A 19,257-nucleotide genomic window follows, 5' to 3' on the forward strand; every position below is an offset into this window, starting at 1 on the left:
TTACGCAGGAATTTACATTTTGTCTATCCGGTTTACTATTTACCCATAAATGCTTCCGGGCCACATCCGGCAGCAGGCTACCATGCTTACTTCTTAAAGCAGTTGCTACACGTACACCAGGACTTGCTGTGCAACAAGCCGGGATACCTTATAGCCTACCGGCATATGAGCCAGCACTGCCTGGGGCATTTCCGGATACGGCGCATTTTCGGGGTCTTGTACTACAGTAATGCCCCCGCTCCGGCCCATAGCATTTAGCCCCTCTACTCCATCGTCGCGCATACCCGAAAGTACTACCCCAATTACCACTGAGTTAAAATCAGCCGCCGCCCACCGAAACAAGGTATCAATAGAAGGACGAAACGTGTTTTCCCGGGGCTCTTTGGTTACCCGTACCGCCTCGCCGGTTAATAGCAAATGATGGTCGGGCAGGGCCAGGTAAACCCGTTAGGCCGGATAGGTTCTTTATCTACGGCAAAATTGCAGGGCAATTCACTGTTTTTAGCTAAATGTTTTAAAAAGGCCTGCCCCATGGTTTCGCTGGAAAGGTGCTGCACCACAAAAACGGATGCAGGCAAGCCCTCGGGCAAGTTTTCCAGAATTACCGGCAAAGCTTCCCTCCCACCGGCGGAGGCTCCCAAAACAATAATGGGATGTGTTGGCGTAGTCATAAGCCAGAATATATATCAAACAGGTTTTAACCATATGCAGAAAAGAGTACCAGGTAGGTTCTCCCGCAGATTTTGGTTGGGCTCCGGAATTAATGACTTAACATATACCTCCAAGATACCGGCTTTCCCTTTTTAACCTCCCGCTGCCGCACGCGTAAACAGTACATATAATTTTTAGTACAACCAACAACCAGCATGTTCGGACACGAAGAAAACACCCCGGGGAAAACCAAAAAAGATATTATTGTTATTGGCTCATCGGCAGGTGGTGTTAAAGCGCTTATTGAGCTGGTAAAGGGGCTGCCAAAAGATTTTCCGGGTTCTGTTTTTATTGCGCAGCACATAGCTCCTTACTCCGAAAGCCTATTACCCGACTTGCTGAGCCTGGCCGGCCCCTTACCGGCAGAACATCCGCAGGATGGACAAGCCATACTACCCGGTAGAATTTATATAGCCCCACCCGACCACCACTTGCTGCTGGAGGAAGGCAAGGTACTGGTAAAACGGGGCCCAAAAGAAAACCGGTTCCGGCCCTCGGCAGACGCGTTGTTCCGATCGGCGGCCTACGTATATGGGTCAAGGGTAATTGGGGTAGTACTTTCGGGATACCTCGACGATGGCACCTCCGGGTTATGGACGGTGAACCAATTAGGTGGTACTACCATTGTGCAGGATCCTAAAGATGCGGAATATCCGGCCATGCCTGCTAATGTGCTGGAGTTTGTAGACGTAGATTATGCTGTTTCTCTTAAAGAGCTGGCCGGTTTACTCGTAAATCTTACGAATCAGGACGCGCCCCAGCCGAAAAAGATCCACCAGAACGAACTGGAGAAACTGGAAATAGAAGTTAAAATAGCCCGTTACGATGATGCCTTCCGGATGGGGATAATAGAAAAAGGAGAACTTACCCCCTTTACCTGCCCCGATTGCCATGGTGCTTTAACCAAACTGATTGAAGGCAATATAATCCGGTTCCGGTGCCATACCGGCCACGCCTATACCATTAGTACGTTGCTGTCCGAAGTAACCGAATCCGTAGAAAGCACCATGACCCAAGCCATGCGCGGGCTGGAAGAAACCAATATGCTGCTGGATCATTTGGCCAAACATTTTGAGGAGGTAAAGAAACCCGAAATGGCAGAATTATTTTATGCGAAAGCCCAGGAAGTAAACAAACAGGCCCGTCAGATTCATGATTCTATTTTCCGGCACCAGCTGCTAAGCGGCGACCTTCAACCGCCGAAAAATAGAAACAAAAGCAAATAGCGTGGTTTTCGCCTTTAAAACAGCCAATTCTTTTCTTTTTAAGTATTTATCATGGCCTTTTTAGGTCTTTACCACCTTTTTATACCCCGGATTAAGTTGTTATATTCGTTATTTAAATTTATGCAACGGCTCATCGATTATATATATACTCAACTGGAAGAACAGCACCTTTCGCGGGTTGAGGTTTTGGAACACCTGAATTACCTCGAGGAAATCATTACGCCCTCCATGTCCATAGCAGAACAGGTAAAATATTTAGCTTATAAAGTGCAGCTAAACCGACGCCTGATTCAGATGGATTATTTTATTCCGGTAAATGATGCAAGTTTCAGCGTGGCCACCCAACCTGGTAAAGCCTATCGGCCTAGGAACTAGATTTATTCCCTAATATCTTTGTAATTACATTTTATATTTCGCCGGGCCTTGCATGAGCAGTAACGAGAACAAACCAGAAAACCAACCAAAACATTCTATAGAACCAGCTAACTCGCCAGACCCGTATGTGGTAGGTATTGGCGCGGCGGCGGGCGGCTTGCAGGCCCTGGATGAACTATTTAAAAACATACCCCGCGACAGCGTAGCTTACGTAATTCTACAACATTTATCGCCGGAGCATAAAACCTTACTTAAAGAATTACTAAGCAAACACACCCCACTGCGATTTCGGGATGTGGCGCACGACATGCCCCTGGAAGTAAACAACGTGTACTTAATTCCGGCGGGCAAGCAAATAACCCTGAAAGGCAACCACCTGCAGGTTACCGACCGCGTGCCGGAAAATGCCACCGCCCGCACCATCGATACTTTTTTTAAATCGTTGGCCCGGGAAAAAGGCTCTAAAGCTATTGGCATTATTTTATCGGGCACCGGCGTAGATGGTGCCGAAGGCATTAAAGCCTTAAAAAAGGCAAAAGGCCTGGTGCTGGTACAAGATCCGGAAACAGCCCGCTTTGATGGCATGCCCCGCCATGCGATTAATTCCGGGTTTGCCGACTATATTTTGCCCCCCCAGGAAATGCCCGACGAAATTTTTAATTTTGTTAAGATTACACCCCTGACCAATCACTTATCTACGTTGGTAAACGAAAATGATCCGGCCTTTTTGCAGATACTGGAACTGGTACGCGAGCGTTCCGGCATTGATTTCCGGAATTATAAACGGCCTACTATTATCCGGCGCATTAGCCGGCGCATGGCGGCCTGCAATACCAGTTCCCTGCTAGAGTATTTAGATTACCTGCAGCTGCACACCGACGAAGCCGATTTGCTGGGCAAAGAATTTTTAATTGGCGTTACTAACTTTTTCCGCGACCCCGAGGCTTTTGAAGTAATTGAAAAAGAAGTAATACCTGCTTTGGCAGACCAGAAAACACTTGCCGACCAACTGCGCATTTGGGTAGTCGGGTGCTCATCTGGCGAAGAAGCTTATTCCCTGGCTATACTGGTGCGCGAACACCTCGATGAAATAGGCAAAGAACTGGAAGTAAAAATATTTGCTTCGGATATAGACCGCGACGCCCTGGATTATGCCAGTAAAGCTCTTTACACAAAAGAAAGTTTGGCTGATGTACCAGCTGATCGCAAAAAAAAATACTTTGTAAAAGAAGAAGGCAAATACCGCATCGTGCAACGGGTGCGCCGCATGGTAATTTTTGCTCCCCACAACATCATAAACGATGCTCCCTTTAGTAATATAGATTTAATAACCTGCCGCAACATGCTTATTTACTTAAGCCCCATGTTGCAGAAAAAAGTAATTAACAAGTTTCATTATGCCCTACGGGTAAGCGGTTATTTATTTTTAGGCTCCAGCGAAAGCATTGGCGATGGTAAAAACTTTTTAGAGGTAAACAAAAAGTGGAAAATATTTCAGACCACCACCCAATCGCGGGCCCTGGGTGTTGAAAACTTTGGGGCTACCAATGTCCGCACTTTCAAATCTGAATTAAAAGCCGTGGAGCCTACTAAAGAACCAATTCCCCGGCAACAACTGCAACACCAGCTTTCTGAAATTCTGAATGAATCTATTCTGGATGAATACGGCTACGCGGCGGTATATGTAGACGAAAACTATGACCTGGTGCACGGCTTTGGCGAATATACCCGGTACCTGACTTTGCCTAACCGCACCTTTACGCTCAATATTTTTAAACTGGTACCCGCTGACCTGGCTTTAAACTTAGGCACCATGTTGCGCAGAGTAAACCAGGAAAAAGAACGGCTAACCGCGCGGGGGGTGCTTATCCGGGAAAACGACCAGCAACGGCACATAAATATTACCATCCGGCCTTATTTTAATGCCAGCAAAAGCCCTCAAAAACTATTTTTAATTTTATTCAGCGAAGATAACAGCCTGGAGTTACCCCAAACCGATACGCAGACATTCTGGAATGCCACGCATTACGAAACCCGCGTTAGTGAGCTGGAAGGGGAACTGCAACTCACCAAAGAAGATTTACAAAATGTAGTAGAAGCTTTGGAAACGGCTAACGAAGAGCTGCAGAGCACCAACGAAGAACTACTTTCTTCTAACGAAGAACTCCAAAGTACCAATGAAGAACTGCAATCGCTAAACGAGGAGTTGCATACGGTAAATGCCGAGCATCAGTATAAAATAAAAATGCTGATTGAGCTAGACGATGACTTGAATAACTATTTCAGGAGCACCGATATTGGGCAGGTTTTCCTGGACCTGGATTTACGGATACGCAAATTTACTCCGGCTGCTACCCACCAGATAAACCTAATTGAAAGTGATATTGGCCGTTCTATTACTCAAATTTCGATTAACTTAAAATATGACAATTTTATAGAAGATATAAAAGAAGCTATTCAGTACAAGAAACCGATCGAAAGGGAAATCCAGAGTAAAAGTGGCGTTTGGCACCAAACCCGCATTCTGCCCTACCTAACCCAGGATAAGCGCGTAGATGGTGCCATTATTATTTTCATTAACATTCATGAGCTTAAAAGCCTGCATTTATTACAGGACAAGATCCTGGATAGCTCTCCTTCTACCATAATGGCATTAAGTGCCGTACGAAACAACCTGAATATTATTGTTGATTTTGAGTGTACCTTATTAAACAAAGCCGGAGAAGAATTATTGGGGAAACCCGAAAAGACTTTACTAACAAATCCGCTGAGCAAAGCCTACCCGGCGTTGCTGCAACAAGGCTTACTAGAGCAATTTATCCGTGTAGTGGACGAAGGTGAAATGCTGAATAAAGAAATTTATCAGTTGGATGAGCAGCATAATGCCGGCAACTGGATACACCTGACCGCACTTAAATTAGAAGACGGCCTTGTACTAACCTTGCGGGATATTACCAAACGAAAAGCCTACGAACAAAAACTGCTACAGCAGCAGGATGAAATCAGGGCCAGCGGCGAACAATTTAGAACCATGCTGGAAGCCTTTCCGCACATTACCTGGACAGGCCTACCCGATGGTCGGGTTAAAACTTATAACAAACAATGGTATGAATATACCGGGTTTCCGGAATCATCTGGCCCAGACTTAACCTGGGAACAAGCTGTTCATCCCGATGACTTGGAACCAGGCTTTAAGGCTTTTACAGAAGCAACCCAAAATAAAACCAACTGCTCTTTTGAAGTACGCATCCGGCGTTACGATGGCGTATACCGCTGGCACCTGGTTCGCATGGTTCCTTACCAGACCGAAAACCAGGAAACCATGTGGATTGGGACCTCTACGGATGTACACGACCAGAAAGTGGCCGAAAGAGAAAATACCCGCCTGCGGGTACAACAGCAAAGAGAAGTACTAACCGCCATTTTACATACCCAGGAAGCCGAGCGAAAAAGAATTTCGGAAGCCCTGCACAATGGCTTAGGCCAGATTTTATACGCCACCAAGCTAAACTTTACCGATCTGGCCGATAATGTACCGGCGGATAAGAAAACGCTGAAAGTGCGGGTAAACACTCTACTGGATGAAGCCATTACCGCTACCCGTAACATTTCCTTTGAACTAACGCCTTCGGTACTAAAGGATTTTGGCTTAAAAACAGCTATAAAAGAATTAATAACCCGGATAGCCAACCCGCAGATAAAAGTTACCTCGGATATTGATGGTTTTGAAGAGCGCCTGCCTTACCTGGTAGAAATATCGCTCTACCGCATTGTTCAGGAATTGCTGAATAATATATTAAAGCACAGCAAGGCCACCGAAGCAGTAATAGAACTGGTTCAGCAACAGGATAAAATTTACCTGAGCATCCAGGACAATGGTGTTGGTTTCGAAAAAAATAAGTTTGACGATTCTAAAGGCCTGGGCTTAAGCAGCATTAAAAACCGGGTAAATGTATTGGGAGGTCAGTTACGCGTAGATTCCCGGCCGGGCCAGGGCACCGTATACGAAATAACAGCTAAAATCAGGAATTAAAGGCTTTGTTCTTATAGTAATAACTGGCAGCCGGAGAAAGAAGAATAAAATTCAGCTTTCTCCGGCTTTTGCTTTTAGCCTACCCGGCACCCCTATTTTTTATATACATTGGGCAAGACCGGTGCTGCCGGCTAACGCTTCTTTTAGCCCTAACAATTTTTTAAAGAAGCTTTTCCTGATTTAACTGGTATTATTTCTAAAACATTTTGCACCTTTAGGCGTTGTCTTTAAAACATTAATTACCGAATGCCTAAATTTTTACTTCTGCTTTTCTAATGTTCAGGCTGTTTTCTTTTACCTGCTTTTGCTGCCTGGCCTTTTTATTTTTGTTTAGCACCAGCCCTGCATTTGCTCAGAAAAAATATACCATTAGCGGCATTGTCCGCGATCCGGAAACCAAAGAAAGCTTAGTTGGAGTAGCCGTTTACAGTCCGGAGTTACAAACCGGAACCAACACCAGCAATACTGGATATTACCAACTCACGGTTGCGCCGGGTACTTATACCCTGCAATTTTCTTATGTTGGCTACCAATCGCAAACCCATACCCTTACCGTAACCAAAAACCTAAAGCTTAACCTCGATTTAATGGCTACTTCTCATGAGCTAAACGAGGTAGTAATAGAAGCCGGCGGTTTGCAGGAAAAACTAAAAACCTCGCAAATGAGTGTAGAGCAGCTCTCCATCCGCGAAGCCAAATTAATGCCTGCGCTTTTTGGGGAAGTAGATATTATCAAATCCTTACAGTTAAAGCCGGGGGTCCAATCGGGTGGCGAAGGCTCGGCGGGTTTGTACGTACGGGGCGGTGGCCCCGACCAGAATTTGTTTTTGCTGGATGGCGCTACTATTTACAATGCCTCGCATTTGTTCGGGTTCTTCAGTGTTTTTAATTCGGATGCCGTACGCAGTGTAGATCTGTACAAAGGCGGTTTTCCGGCCCAGTTTGGTGGCCGGCTTTCCTCGGTGGTAGATGTATCTTTGAAAGAAGGCAATACCCAAAAATATTCGGCCAGTGGCGGCGTGGGGCTTATTGCTTCCCGACTTACCCTGGAAGGCCCTATTAAAAAAGGGAAATCTTCTTTTATTATTTCCGGTCGGCGCACTTACGTCGATTTATTTACCCGCCTCATGAACCAGGCTAATGCCAAAGACCCGGAGTATGACCCCATACCCAATTATTATTTTTACGATTTTAACGCCAAAGCCCACTACGATATAAGTGCTAAAGACAAAGTGTACCTGAGCGGCTACCTGGGCAACGATTTAATTGGTTTCCGGAACAGTGGCTTTAACTTTGATTTTAACTGGGGCAATAAAGCCGGTGCCCTGCGCTGGCAACATAATTTTTCGCCTAAGTTATTCCTCAATACTACCTTATCGGCTTCCGGCTACCGGTACAACATTACCAATACCATTGAGAACTTCAGTTTTAATATTTCTTCCAATATTAAAGACTATGGCCTGCGCACCGATTTGGATTACCTGCCCGGCAATAACCACAGCTTTAAATTTGGAGCACAAGCCGTTCATCACGCTTTTGAAGTAGGTCGTTTAAAAGCCGGCTCCGAAGACAATACCATTTCGTTTAGTTCCGGCTCTACTTACCAGGGGGTAGAATATGGCGTATATGCCGGCGACGAGTATACCCCCAGCCCCAGCTTTACTTTAAATTATGGCTTACGTTTTTCCGGGTTTAAAGCTGGCACCAGCAATTTTATGGGTTTGGAGCCGCGCGTAGCCGCCCGCTATGCCTTAACCGAAAACACCTCCTTAAAGGCCAGTTATACCCGCATGAACCAGTACATCCACCTGGTTTCTAATTCGGGCGCTTCTTTACCCACTGATATCTGGTACCCGGCTAACAACGTAGTACGGCCCCAGCGGTCGCATCAAGTGGCACTTGGCATCAGTAAACTCAGCCAAAACGGCCAATACCTGCTAACCAATGAAGTTTATTACAAATGGATGCTGAACCAGATTGATTTTAAAGACGGCGCCCAGCTCTTTGCCAACGACAACTTAAATGCGGAGTTTTTATTTGGCCGGGGCCGCAGCTACGGCAACGAATGGTATCTGGAGAAAAAACAAGGCCGCACCACCGGCTGGATTGGCTATACCCTTTCCTGGACCTATCGCCAGTTTGCCGAGATAAACGAAGGCCGCTGGTTCCCGAACCGCTACGACCGCCGCCACGATGTAACCCTGGTAGCCCTGCACCAACTAACCAAACGCCTGCATTTTACCGGCACCTGGGTTTATGGCAGCGGCAATGCCTTCTCGGTACCGGTAGCCCGCATTATCCTGCAAGGGCACCCCGGCGAGCGCGAAAGCTACGTTCCGATCTATTCGGAACGCAACAGCTACCGCCAGGCGCCTTATCACCGGCTGGATCTGGGCATCGTGTATCGGTTACGGCCAAAACGCGGCGAAGCTGATTTAACTTTTAGCTTGTACAATGCTTATAACCGCCGGAACCCTTACTTTATTTATTTTAAGCAAATCCGGGACGAGGAAACAGAAGTAACAACTGGTTTTCAGGCAAAGCAGGTTTCGTTATTTCCGGCTATTCCGGCCATTACCTATAATTTTAAATTCTGATGAAGCAGTTCTGTTTTACCTATTTTACCAGGTTGCTGCCTTTGTTTTTTATAGGCGGTTTGGGTGCCTGTAGTAATATGGAAAAGGATATTAACGTGGTACTGCCGGAGCTGAAGCCGCAATTGGTAGTGGAATGTTACCTGGAACAAGGCATGCCTTACCAGTTAACGTTAAGCGAAAGCACCAGCTTTTTAGCTGAACCGCAACTTTCTTTAGTAAGAGATGCCATTGTGGTTATATCTTTCCGTGGCCGCCCCGATACTCTCCGGTACCGGCCTTTTTTTGATACCTATCAGCGGAAATATTACACCCACTATTCCCGAAATATTTTGCGGGCCCGGGCTGGCGAGGTCCTTACCCTGGTTATTACCGATAAAACCGGGCGTAAGCTTACCGGTACCACCATTGTTCAGGCACCGGTGCGCATAGATACTATTGAAGCTCATTACAACGACCGACAGGAAGCCTTCTTACTAACCAAATTTACCGATCCTCCACAAACCAGTAACTATTATTGGTATAGTGTTCATAAAAGACGGTTTAACTCCCGGGCCGAATTAGATTATGCCGCCGATGATAAACTAAACGAAAGTTCTACTATAGCTTTTGGCTCTGGCTACGATTTTAAAAAGAATGACACCACTATTGTATCGCTGTACCACATTGAGAAACAATACTATGATTTTCTGAATACCGTAGAAGCAGCCCGGGAAGCTAATTCCAATCCCTTTGCCCAACCTTCCGGGATAAAATCTACGGTGCAGGGCGGCCTGGGTGTTTTCACTAACCTGGCCTACGACAGGAGGGTATTTATTTTAAAGGATTAAATCTTGAAATCAAGATTATGGTCCATAACAAGGAAAAGGTATAAACTTAAAAAGATTGCCCCCAGGATAATTTGCCAAACCTATAAAAAGCAAAAGGCTCCTGAATTTCAGGAGCCTTTTGCTTTTTATAGGTTAATTAAGCTTACGCGTAAGCATGCGTCGTGCTTAGCATAGATACATCCTTCGCTTCCAGTTTGGTTTCACCCATCAGGAACAAGTCTACATTGCGGGCAGCTTCGCGTCCTTCCGAAATAGCCCAAACTACTAATGATTGACCGCGGCGCATGTCACCGGCTGCAAATACCTTTTGTACACTGGTTTGGTAGCTGGCATTCGATTTTACGTTTCCACGCTCGTCCAAATCCACGCCCAGTTCTTCTAACATACCTTTATGTTGCGGATGTACGAAACCAATCGCTAATAAAGCTAAATCGCAAGGAACTTCTCTTTCGGTACCTGGTACTTCCTGGAATTTAGCGGGCTCACCTTCTTTGGTGCTTACAAAGCCCATATCCGCAATTTTAATTGCTTTTACGTGGCCTTCTGCATCGCCAACAAATTCTTTGGTTAAGATGCCCCAGTTACGGTCGCAGCCTTCTTCGTGTGAAGTAGAGGTACGCAACTGCATTGGCCAGTTAGGCCAAGGTGTAGAAGCATCCCGTTCTTGCGGCGGCTTTGCCATTACTTCCACCTGCATAATGGATTTTGCTCCATGCCGGTTAGAAGTACCTACGCAGTCAGAACCTGTATCGCCACCACCAATAACCACTACGTGCTTATCGGTTGCCCACAGTTCTTCTTCCGGAGCAAATCCTTTACCAGCCACGCGGCCATTTTGCTGAGTCAGGAACTCCATCGCAAAATGTACCCCTTTCAGGTTACGGCCTGGTATTGGCAGATCACGGGCTACCGTAGAACCACCTGTTAACACAATGGCATCAAAAGAGCGCAGGATATCAGCAACTTTTACGTTTTCACCAACATTTGCATTGGTTCTGAATTCCACACCTTCTTCTTCCATTACTTGCAACCGGCGGTCGATTACCCATTTTTCCAGTTTAAAGTCCGGAATACCATAGCGTAATAAACCTCCAATTTTATCAGCGCGCTCAAATACAGTTACCGAATGACCGGCACTGTTTAACTGAGCAGCCGCAGCTAAACCAGCCGGACCAGAACCTACTACCGCTACTTTTTTACCGGTACGCATAATTGGGGTTTTCGCCCGTACGTAACCTTTTTCAAAGGCAGCTTCGGCAATGCTCTTTTCTATTTCTTCAATAGCAACCGGTGGTTTGTTTATACCCAGTACACAAGATGCTTCGCAAGGTGCCGGGCAAATACGGCCGGTAAATTCCGGGAAGTTATTCGTAGAGAATAAAATTCTCGCTGCTTCTTCCCAGTCTTTCTCATACACGGCGTCGTTAAACTCCGGTATAATATTACCTAGCGGACAACCACTGTGGCAAAACGGCACACCGCAGTCCATACAACGGGCGGCCTGTGTCTGAATCTTCTCTTCCCCAAATGGTTCGTAGAGTTCATTATAATCGTTGATCCGTGTTTTTGGATCACGTTTTTTTGGCAGCTCTCTGCCATATTCCAAAAATCCTGTCGGCTTACCCATTTACGACTGCCTCCAAATTACTGATTCCTACTTCTTTTAACTCTCTGCGTTTCAGCAGAACTACTTTATAATCGCTTGGCATAACTTTGATGAAATGCTGAACTGCGTTGTCCCAGTCGCCCAGGATGCCTTCGGCTACGGCGCTACCAGTAAAATCAAAATGATTCTGGATTAAGCTTTTCAATTCAGCTTTATCGTCTGCATCAATCTCATCAAACTCTACCATTTCCATGTTGCAACGTTGCGGGAACGATTGTCCAGGATTGTACACGTACGCAATACCACCGCTCATACCAGCAGCAAAGTTACGTCCGGTTTCACCTAAAATTACGGCTACCCCACCAGTCATGTATTCGCAACCATGGTCACCTACACCTTCCACTACTGCTTTGGCACCCGAGTTCCGTACGCAGAAGCGTTCGCCGGCCTGACCTCTGATGTAAGCTTCACCGGAAGTTGCTCCATAAAATGCTACGTTACCAACAATAATGTTTTCGCTGGCTTTAAAGGTGGCTGTTTTTGGCGGGTACAGAATTAACTGACCACCAGACAAGCCTTTACCGAAGTAGTCATTGGCTTCGCCTTCCAGTTCAAATTTAATACCCGGTGCACCAAACGCGCCAAAGCTTTGTCCGGCAGAACCGTTGAATTTATAGTGGATGGTACCAGCTGGTAAACCTACCCCTTTAAATTTCTTCGATATTTCGTTTGATAACATGGTACCAGTTGCCCGGTCGATGTTCGTGATTTTATATTCACCAAATACTGACTCCACATTTGTTAGAGCTGGTTGCGCAGCTTTAATTAGATCCTGATCCAGTACTGCTTCCAAAGCGTGATTTTGCTCTTCTTGCTTGTAAATGCCAACCTCTGGTCCGGCTGGTTCCTTATGAAGAACCGCAGAAAGGTCAATAGACTGATGTTTCCAGTTTGGCAGGTTGTCAATCATTTCTAAACGATCTACCTGACCAACCATTTCGTTTACCGTCCGGAAGCCAAGCTCTGCCATTACTTCGCGTAACTCCTGGGCTAAGAAAGTAAACAGGTTTACTACGTGCTCAGGCTTACCGGTAAATAAGGCGCGTAACTCTTTATTTTGAGTAGCTACCCCTACCGGGCAGGTATTTAAATGACACTTACGCATCATAATACAACCTGTAGTTACCAGTGCAGCTGTAGCTACACCCCATTCTTCAGCACCTAATAAAGCAGCAATGGCTAAGTCACGACCAGTTTTCATCTGACCATCGGCTTGTACCGTAATCCGGCTACGCAGTTTGTTGCGTACTAACGTTTGGTGTGCCTCTGCTAAACCAAGTTCCCAAGGTAAACCAGCATGCTTAATTGAGCTGATTGGCGAAGCACCGGTACCTCCATCGTAACCTGAAATCAGAACCACATCGGAGAAAGCTTTCGCCACCCCGGCAGCTACTGTTCCTACTCCAGCCTCCGATACCAGCTTCACGTTGATACGGGCTTTTGGATTAGAGTTTTTCAGGTCAAATATTAACTGGGCTAAGTCTTCAATAGAATAAATATCGTGGTGCGGTGGCGGCGAAATCAAACCTACCCCTGGGGTAGAGTGACGTACCTTTCCAATCCACTCATCTACTTTATGGCCTGGCAACTGTCCACCTTCACCTGGTTTCGCGCCCTGGGCCATCTTAATCTGCAGTTCGTCGGCGTTAGCTAAATAATAGCTGGTTACCCCAAAACGGCCAGAAGCCACCTGCTTAATAGCAGAACGTTCCCAGTCGCCGTTTTCCTTGCGCTCAAAACGAACTTCATCTTCTCCTCCTTCACCGCTGTTGCTTCTGCCACCAATCCGGTTCATGGCAATGGCTAAAGTAGTATGCGCTTCGTGCGAAATAGATCCGAACGACATAGCACCCGTAGCAAAGCGTTTGAAGATGCTTTCAATTGGTTCTACTTCTTCTAACGGAACTGATGTACTTGGCTTAAAACGCAGCAATCCCCGTAAAGTAGCTGCTTTCGCACTCTGGTCATCAATTAGTTTAGAGTACTTCTTAAACACGCTGTAGTCATTAGCTTTGGTAGCGTGTTGCAGTAAGTGTATTGTTTGCGGGTTGAATAAGTGAAACTCACCCCGACGTTTCCATTGGTAAATACCGCCCACTTCCAGTTTTGGATTTGGTACAAACTTATCCGGGAAGGCCAGCTTGTGCTTAATTAAAGCTTCCTTGGCAATACCATCTAAATCTAAACCACCAATACGGGATACTGTGCGGGTGAAATACTGATCAATTACTTTTTTGCTGATACCTAAGGCTTCGAAAATCTGAGCGCCCTGGTACGATTGCATGGTAGAGATACCCATTTTAGAGAATACCTTTAACAAGCCATCGTTGATCGCTTTCACGTAGTTGTAGAATAACTTTTCTACGGATGCATCCGATTTAATATCGCCTTTGTTTTTCAGGTCGGCAATAGTTTCGAAAGCTAAATAGGGGTTAATGGCAGAAGCACCAAAGCTAATTAAGGTAGCAAAATGGTGTACCTCCCAAGCATCGCCGGCCTCTACTACCAAACCTACTTTACCGCGTAAACCTTTACGCATCAGGTGGTGGTGTACCGCCGAAGTAGCTAGCAAAGAAGGAATTGGCGCATGGCTGCTATCCAGGCTTCTGTCAGATAATAAGATGATAGAGAATCCATCTTCCACCGCATCTGCTGCATACTGGCAGATACGTTTTAACGCTTTCTCCATAGAGCCCGGTTGTCCGTCGGCTTTGAAGTACGTGTAAATGGTTTTGGTTTGGAAGTGCGCCTGATCTAAGAACCGGATTTTCTCTAATTCTTGTTTCGTTAGCACGGGCTGGTGTAATTCTACCATGCGGCAGTGCTGCGGACTTTCTTCCAATAAGTTTAAGCCTCCACCTACATAAGAGGTTAACGACATAACCATCCGCTCCCGGATTGGGTCGATTGGCGGGTTAGTTACCTGGGCAAATAATTGCTTAAAGTAGCTGGAGAAATGCTGCGCCTGGTCAGACAGGATCGCCAGCGGCGTATCGGTACCCATAGAACCAAGTGGTTCTTTACCGGTTTCCGCCATCTCCGAAATAATTACTTTCAGGTCTTCCGAAGAATAACCATACGCTTGCTGGTGCTTTAACAACGCCTCGTCATTTGGCTGATGGAAAGTACCTAGCGGCTCAGGTAAATCTTTGATGCTGATTTTATTTTTCAACCATTCCGCATAAGGCTGACGGGTGCAGATATCATTCTTTAATTCTTCGTCAGAAATAATACGGCCTTGCTCCAGATCAGCTACAAACATTTTACCTGGTTGCAGACGACCTTTCTTCACAATCTTAGCCGGATCTACTTCAATAACACCCGCTTCAGAAGCCATAATAACTTTATCGTCGCTGGTTACCAGGTAACGGGAAGGACGTAAACCATTACGGTCTAAGGTAGCACCTACTATTCGGCCATCGGTAAAGGAAATAGAAGCCGGACCATCCCAGGGCTCCATTAAAGCGGCATGATATTCGTAGAAGGCACGTTTGCTCTCGCTCATATGCGTGTTGCCATCCCAGGCTTCCGGGATAAGCATCATCATTACGTGCGGCAGCGAACGACCACTCAGGGTTAATAATTCTACTACGTTATCTAAGTTAGCCGAGTCAGAAGCCGTCGGGTCGCAAACCGGCAGAATCATATCTAATTCTTCGCGGCTGAAATATTCAGAAGAGAAACCAGCTTCTGCTGCACCAATCCAGTTGATGTTACCTTTAACAGTATTGATTTCGCCGTTATGGGCAATGTAACGGAATGGCTGGGCTAACCGGAAAGAAGGGAAGGTATTGGTAGAGAAGCGCGAATGCACTACTGCCAAAGCCGACACAACATTTTTATGCTGTAAATCCGGGAAGTAAGAACGTACTTGCGCGGTTGTAAACTGACCTTTGTAAACAATTGTTTTGTAAGACAAGGTAGCAATGTAGAAGGCATCGTTAATATTAGGCAACGCAACCGACTCTCTTACTAAACGAGTGGTATAGTTACGTAATACAAATAACTTACGCTCAAATTCATCTGGGTTGGCAATATGGTCCGGACGCTTAATAAATACGTGTTCCATAATGGGCTCCACGTTTAAAGCGCTTGGTCCAATTTCACCATTATAAGTAGGCAGCTTGCGGTAACCCAGCAATTGCATGCCTAACTTCTCAATATTCCGGTTCAGAATATCCCGGCACTCCTCCCGTAACTTCTCGTCTTGTGGAAAGAACACTAACCCTACCCCGTACTGGCCATAGGCCGGTAACTTAATACCCAACTTCAAGCATTCATCTACAAAAAACTCATGAGGTACCTGGATCAGGATACCGGCACCATCCCCGGTATTAGTCTCGCATCCACATGCACCCCGGTGTTCCATCCGGGCTAACATATGTAATGCCTCCTCTACAATGTCATGGGATTTACGGCCCTTCAGGTGAGCGACAAAACCGATACCGCATGAGTCATGTTCGAAGGAAGGATGGTATAAACCCAAATTCTCTTGTTCTGACATTATTATATATTGTTACAAAAATAAAAGGCTGATTCTGTATAAATTCCTAAAACTTTTATGCTTCCTGTTCGTTAGATTTTCCCATTTTTTCGAACCAATTCAACCTAAAATCCGGGTGCTTGCAGTTTTGGAGTTTCAAAGTATTAAATAAATACGACAATTCATAATATTAATTCCAAAATAATTCCCAAACCACCCCTAAAAAGAGTAAGAGAACTACCTAAACATTAAATATTTTACAAGGAACTGACCGTAATTAAACATTAGGCAAAATTTAGGGCTTATAGAACTTCTTTTTTTAAAAAATATGAAATTCAAAAATTATTGCAGTGATTACTTACTAAACCATCTGTATTTCACGTAAGTTCATAATTATTTAATAAACTTTATCTTCAGTATTGGCTATTTCTACTTACCATTTTTACTGTTTATCTGCACTGTCAAAATTTTAAAAATACAAAAAAAATAAGGAATAAAATTAAAAAGTCCTGCTCTTGAGAAGCAGGACTTTTTAATTTTATTCCTTGAAAACCGGGACTGTTATCCCTGACGTTTAATAAGTTCTTTCATCAGCAGGGTCATATGCGGCTCGGCTTTTGCGGCCGCTTCTAAAATATCCAGCAGTACAACTTTTTTTATTTTTCCCGGCACACACATATCGGTAATCACGGAAAGGGCAAAACAAGGCAAGTCCATATGCCGGGCAGCAATAATTTCGGGCACGGTAGACATGCCTACAGCATCGGCCCCTATCAAAGACAAATATTTATACTCCGCCTTGGTTTCGAGCATAGGCCCCGGCACACTTACATAAACCCCTGTTTGTACCAAAATAGCATGATCAGCGGCAATTACTAATGCTTCCCTTACCAAATCTTCATCATACACCTGGCTCATATCCGGAAAGCGGGATCCTAACTCATTTTTATTTGGTCCAATAAGTGGGTTAGTTGGCTGCAGGTTTATATGGTCGGTAATAACCATTAAATCGCTGGTATTAAAATCGGGGTTTAAACCTCCCGCGGCATTTGAAACAAATAACTTCTGAATACCCAGCAGTTTCATTACCCGTACCGGAAAAACGACCTGCTCCATGGTATACCCTTCGTAATAATGAAACCGACCCTGCATCACGACTACCTGACGGCCTCCCAACAACCCAAAAATGAGTTTACCTGAATGACTTTCTACAGTAGAAACCGGGAAATGCGGAATGGCTTCATAAGGAATGGCGTACTTCACCTTGATATCATTTACCAAAGCACCGAGGCCAGTACCCAGTATTATACCAAAATCAGGTTGATAATTTTGCGTTTGCTCTTTTAAATACGCAACTGCTTCCTGTAATTCTTTCATAGTTTATGTTGTGGATAATCCTCTAAAAGATCAAGTTATAAGTACCATCTCTGTACCAGGTCCACTGGAGCCCATCGGTTTGGGATAGTGGTCTATTGAATGTACATATCAAATGGCATCCGGGCCTGAATGCCTTCCATTTGTTTTACAGCTTTTAGCTTTTCGTATTGTGGATATAAATCCCCTAACTCAGTTTTTAAAAACTGGGTACGTGCCTTGGCCTCCATGCCAGACATTAATTCAGTAAAGAAACCCTTCCTGACTGGCAAGTGGCGTAAACGATATTCTTTGCCTACTCCGGCCCGGTTGGCCGCAATTTTTACGGCATCATCTAAATTTCCAAAAACATCTATCAGGCCAATTTGTTTTGCTTCCAGACCCGACCAAACACGACCAGAAGCCACCTTCTGTAATTGGGCTACCGGCATCCGCCGCCCCTGAGCGGCTTTGGTGGTAAAATCTGTATAAATCCGCTCTACCTGGTCCTGAATAATTTTTTGCTCTACCTGGGTTAGGTTGCGGGTAAAAGAAGGCAAATCAGAATACGGCCCGGTTTTAACCCGGTCTACTGTTATACCTAATTTATTATTTAAAAAGCTTTCCAGGTTGGCAAACATACCAAACACCCCAATGCTTCCGGTAATGGTATTCGGATGTGCCACAATAGTATCGCAGGCCATCGCAATGTAATACCCACCAGAAGCCGCCACATCTGACATTGAGGCAATTACCGGTTTTTCTTTTTTAGCCAGCATTACCTCCCGCCAGATTACGTCAGATGCCATAGCGCTTCCGCCCGGCGAATTGATGCGCAATACAATAGCTTTTACATTTTTATCTTTCCGGGCTTTTCTTATTTCTTCAGCAAATTTGGTTCCGCCTATATTGTCGTCCGAGCCTTCGCCGTTTACAATTTCCCCCTCGGCATAAATAACAGCAATGCGGTTTTTAGCATATTCAGATTCACTCTTCATAGCTGCTTTTTTATATTTCTTTAAAGACACCAGGTACATCTTGTCGTCTTCTTTAAGCCCGGAACGCTTTTTCATGTAACTCAGTGCTTCGTCGTAATACCCTACATTAGAAACCAACCCGTATTTAACAGCGTCTTCCGGCGTACGCACCAGCATCGAGTCAGAAACCCGCTTCATTTCCTGAAAAGTCTTACCCCGGGACTTAGCAATATTCTCCAGCGAATAATTATTTAATGAATTCAGAAAGGAAGTAACCTGTAACCGGTTAGGTGCACTCATTTTTTCTAATATAAAAGGCTCTACCGCACTCTTAAATTCGCCTACTTTAAAGATGTAAGGCTTAATATCCAGTTTATCCAGGGTTCCTTTAAAAAACATTACCTCGGAGCTTAACCCATTCAGTTCTAAAGCTCCCTGCGGATTTAAATATTGTTTATCGGCAACAGAGGTCAGGTAATAGGCTTTTTCGGAGCAGATATCGTTATAAGCCACAATAAACTTACCGGACTTTTTAAACGCCAACAACTCATCCCGTATTTCCTGTACACTTGCCATACCCGCCGTTAATACCTCTACATTCAGGAAAATCCCTTTTATATTCTCATCCATTTTAGCCTGACGAATAGAAGCTCTTATCTCGTCTAACCCATAAGCGGTAGGCATAGAACCAATAGGCAAATCCAGTTCTTCAAAAGGATTTTTAGAACCCCGTTCTGAAATGGCATTATCTAACTTCAACTCCAATATAGAATTCTTTTCAACCTTCACCTCGCTGTCGGAACCTGCCGCCGCTACAATGCCCATTAAAAGTAAAATGGTGATAAAAAAGAAAATAACCAGCCCCACAACGGTAGCCAGGGTAAATTTTAAAAATTGTAACATCTTGTTTTATTTCTTAATACAGAAATTGCTTTTGCTAATATCGGTACAAACATTTATTAGTTCTATTATAACCAATAAATGTTTACCTGCTTTATTTTTAGATAAA

9 protein-coding genes and 1 pseudogene are annotated in these 19,257 nt (G+C 44.9%); 5 read left to right on the forward strand and 5 right to left on the reverse strand.

Annotated features, from left to right (window positions below; genetic code table 11):
• Positions 1–105: 105 nt before the first annotated feature.
• A pseudogene (locus ADHAQ_RS28960) lies at positions 106–671 on the reverse strand (chemotaxis protein CheB).
• A gap of 195 nt (positions 672–866) precedes the next feature.
• On the opposite strand from ADHAQ_RS28960, the gene ADHAQ_RS0112455 reads away from it, so the two are divergent.
• The 5 genes from ADHAQ_RS0112455 (at position 867) to ADHAQ_RS0112475 (ending at position 9,769) form a co-directional block, all read left to right on the forward strand.
• A complete protein-coding gene (locus ADHAQ_RS0112455) occupies positions 867–1,937 on the forward strand; it encodes a chemotaxis protein CheB (RefSeq protein ID WP_051359890.1) in 1,071 nt (356 codons plus the stop codon).
• Positions 1,938–2,057: 120 nt separating this feature from the next.
• Positions 2,058–2,312, forward strand: coding sequence for a hypothetical protein (locus tag ADHAQ_RS0112460; protein ID WP_157433406.1), 255 nt, complete (start codon positions 2,058–2,060; stop codon positions 2,310–2,312).
• A gap of 52 nt (positions 2,313–2,364) precedes the next feature.
• Positions 2,365–6,345 (forward strand): CheR family methyltransferase, encoded by a 3,981-nt coding sequence (locus ADHAQ_RS27260; protein WP_051359891.1) that lies wholly within the window; start codon positions 2,365–2,367, stop codon positions 6,343–6,345.
• Between the two features lie 326 nt (positions 6,346–6,671).
• Complete coding sequence (locus ADHAQ_RS0112470) at positions 6,672–8,942, forward strand: TonB-dependent receptor (RefSeq protein WP_245590605.1); 2,271 nt, start codon at positions 6,672–6,674, stop codon at positions 8,940–8,942.
• Between the two features lie 77 nt (positions 8,943–9,019).
• Positions 9,020–9,769: a DUF4249 domain-containing protein gene (locus tag ADHAQ_RS0112475; protein WP_169727997.1), complete on the forward strand. Its 750-nt coding sequence runs from the start codon at positions 9,020–9,022 to the stop codon at positions 9,767–9,769.
• Between the two features lie 142 nt (positions 9,770–9,911).
• Here the strand turns inward: ADHAQ_RS0112475 and ADHAQ_RS0112480 are convergent, their stop codons facing one another.
• The 4 genes from ADHAQ_RS0112480 to sppA all read right to left on the reverse strand — a co-directional run bounded on the left by ADHAQ_RS0112480 (position 9,912) and on the right by sppA (position 19,151).
• Positions 9,912–11,396, reverse strand: coding sequence for a glutamate synthase subunit beta (locus ADHAQ_RS0112480; protein WP_026463220.1), 1,485 nt, complete (start codon positions 11,394–11,396; stop codon positions 9,912–9,914).
• Positions 11,389–15,939, reverse strand: coding sequence for a glutamate synthase large subunit (gltB, locus tag ADHAQ_RS0112485; RefSeq protein ID WP_026463221.1), 4,551 nt, complete (start codon positions 15,937–15,939; stop codon positions 11,389–11,391). The genes ADHAQ_RS0112480 and gltB overlap by 8 nt, the downstream gene beginning before the upstream one ends.
• A gap of 540 nt (positions 15,940–16,479) precedes the next feature.
• Positions 16,480–17,295, reverse strand: coding sequence for a purine-nucleoside phosphorylase (locus tag ADHAQ_RS0112490; protein WP_026463222.1), 816 nt, complete (start codon positions 17,293–17,295; stop codon positions 16,480–16,482).
• 92 nt (positions 17,296–17,387) lie between these two features.
• Complete coding sequence (gene sppA / locus ADHAQ_RS0112495; protein ID WP_026463223.1) at positions 17,388–19,151, reverse strand: signal peptide peptidase SppA; 1,764 nt, start codon at positions 19,149–19,151, stop codon at positions 17,388–17,390.
• Positions 19,152–19,257 lie beyond the last annotated feature (106 nt).

Origin of the sequence: Adhaeribacter aquaticus DSM 16391, assembly GCF_000473365.1 — a bacterium.
Taxonomy (GTDB): domain Bacteria; phylum Bacteroidota; class Bacteroidia; order Cytophagales; family Hymenobacteraceae; genus Adhaeribacter; species Adhaeribacter aquaticus.

Coding starts and splice junctions, on each gene's coding strand:
- ADHAQ_RS0112455 (WP_051359890.1), top strand. CDS start 867: ATGTTCGGACACGAAGAAAACACCCCGGGGAAAACCAAAAAAGATATT.
- ADHAQ_RS0112460 (WP_157433406.1), top strand. CDS start 2,058: ATGCAACGGCTCATCGATTATATATATACTCAACTGGAAGAACAGCAC.
- sppA (WP_026463223.1), bottom strand. CDS start 19,151: ATGTTACAATTTTTAAAATTTACCCTGGCTACCGTTGTGGGGCTGGTT.
- ADHAQ_RS27260 (WP_051359891.1), top strand. CDS start 2,365: ATGAGCAGTAACGAGAACAAACCAGAAAACCAACCAAAACATTCTATA.
- ADHAQ_RS0112475 (WP_169727997.1), top strand. CDS start 9,020: ATGGAAAAGGATATTAACGTGGTACTGCCGGAGCTGAAGCCGCAATTG.
- gltB (WP_026463221.1), bottom strand. CDS start 15,939: ATGTCAGAACAAGAGAATTTGGGTTTATACCATCCTTCCTTCGAACAT.
- ADHAQ_RS0112490 (WP_026463222.1), bottom strand. CDS start 17,295: ATGAAAGAATTACAGGAAGCAGTTGCGTATTTAAAAGAGCAAACGCAA.
- ADHAQ_RS0112480 (WP_026463220.1), bottom strand. CDS start 11,396: ATGGGTAAGCCGACAGGATTTTTGGAATATGGCAGAGAGCTGCCAAAA.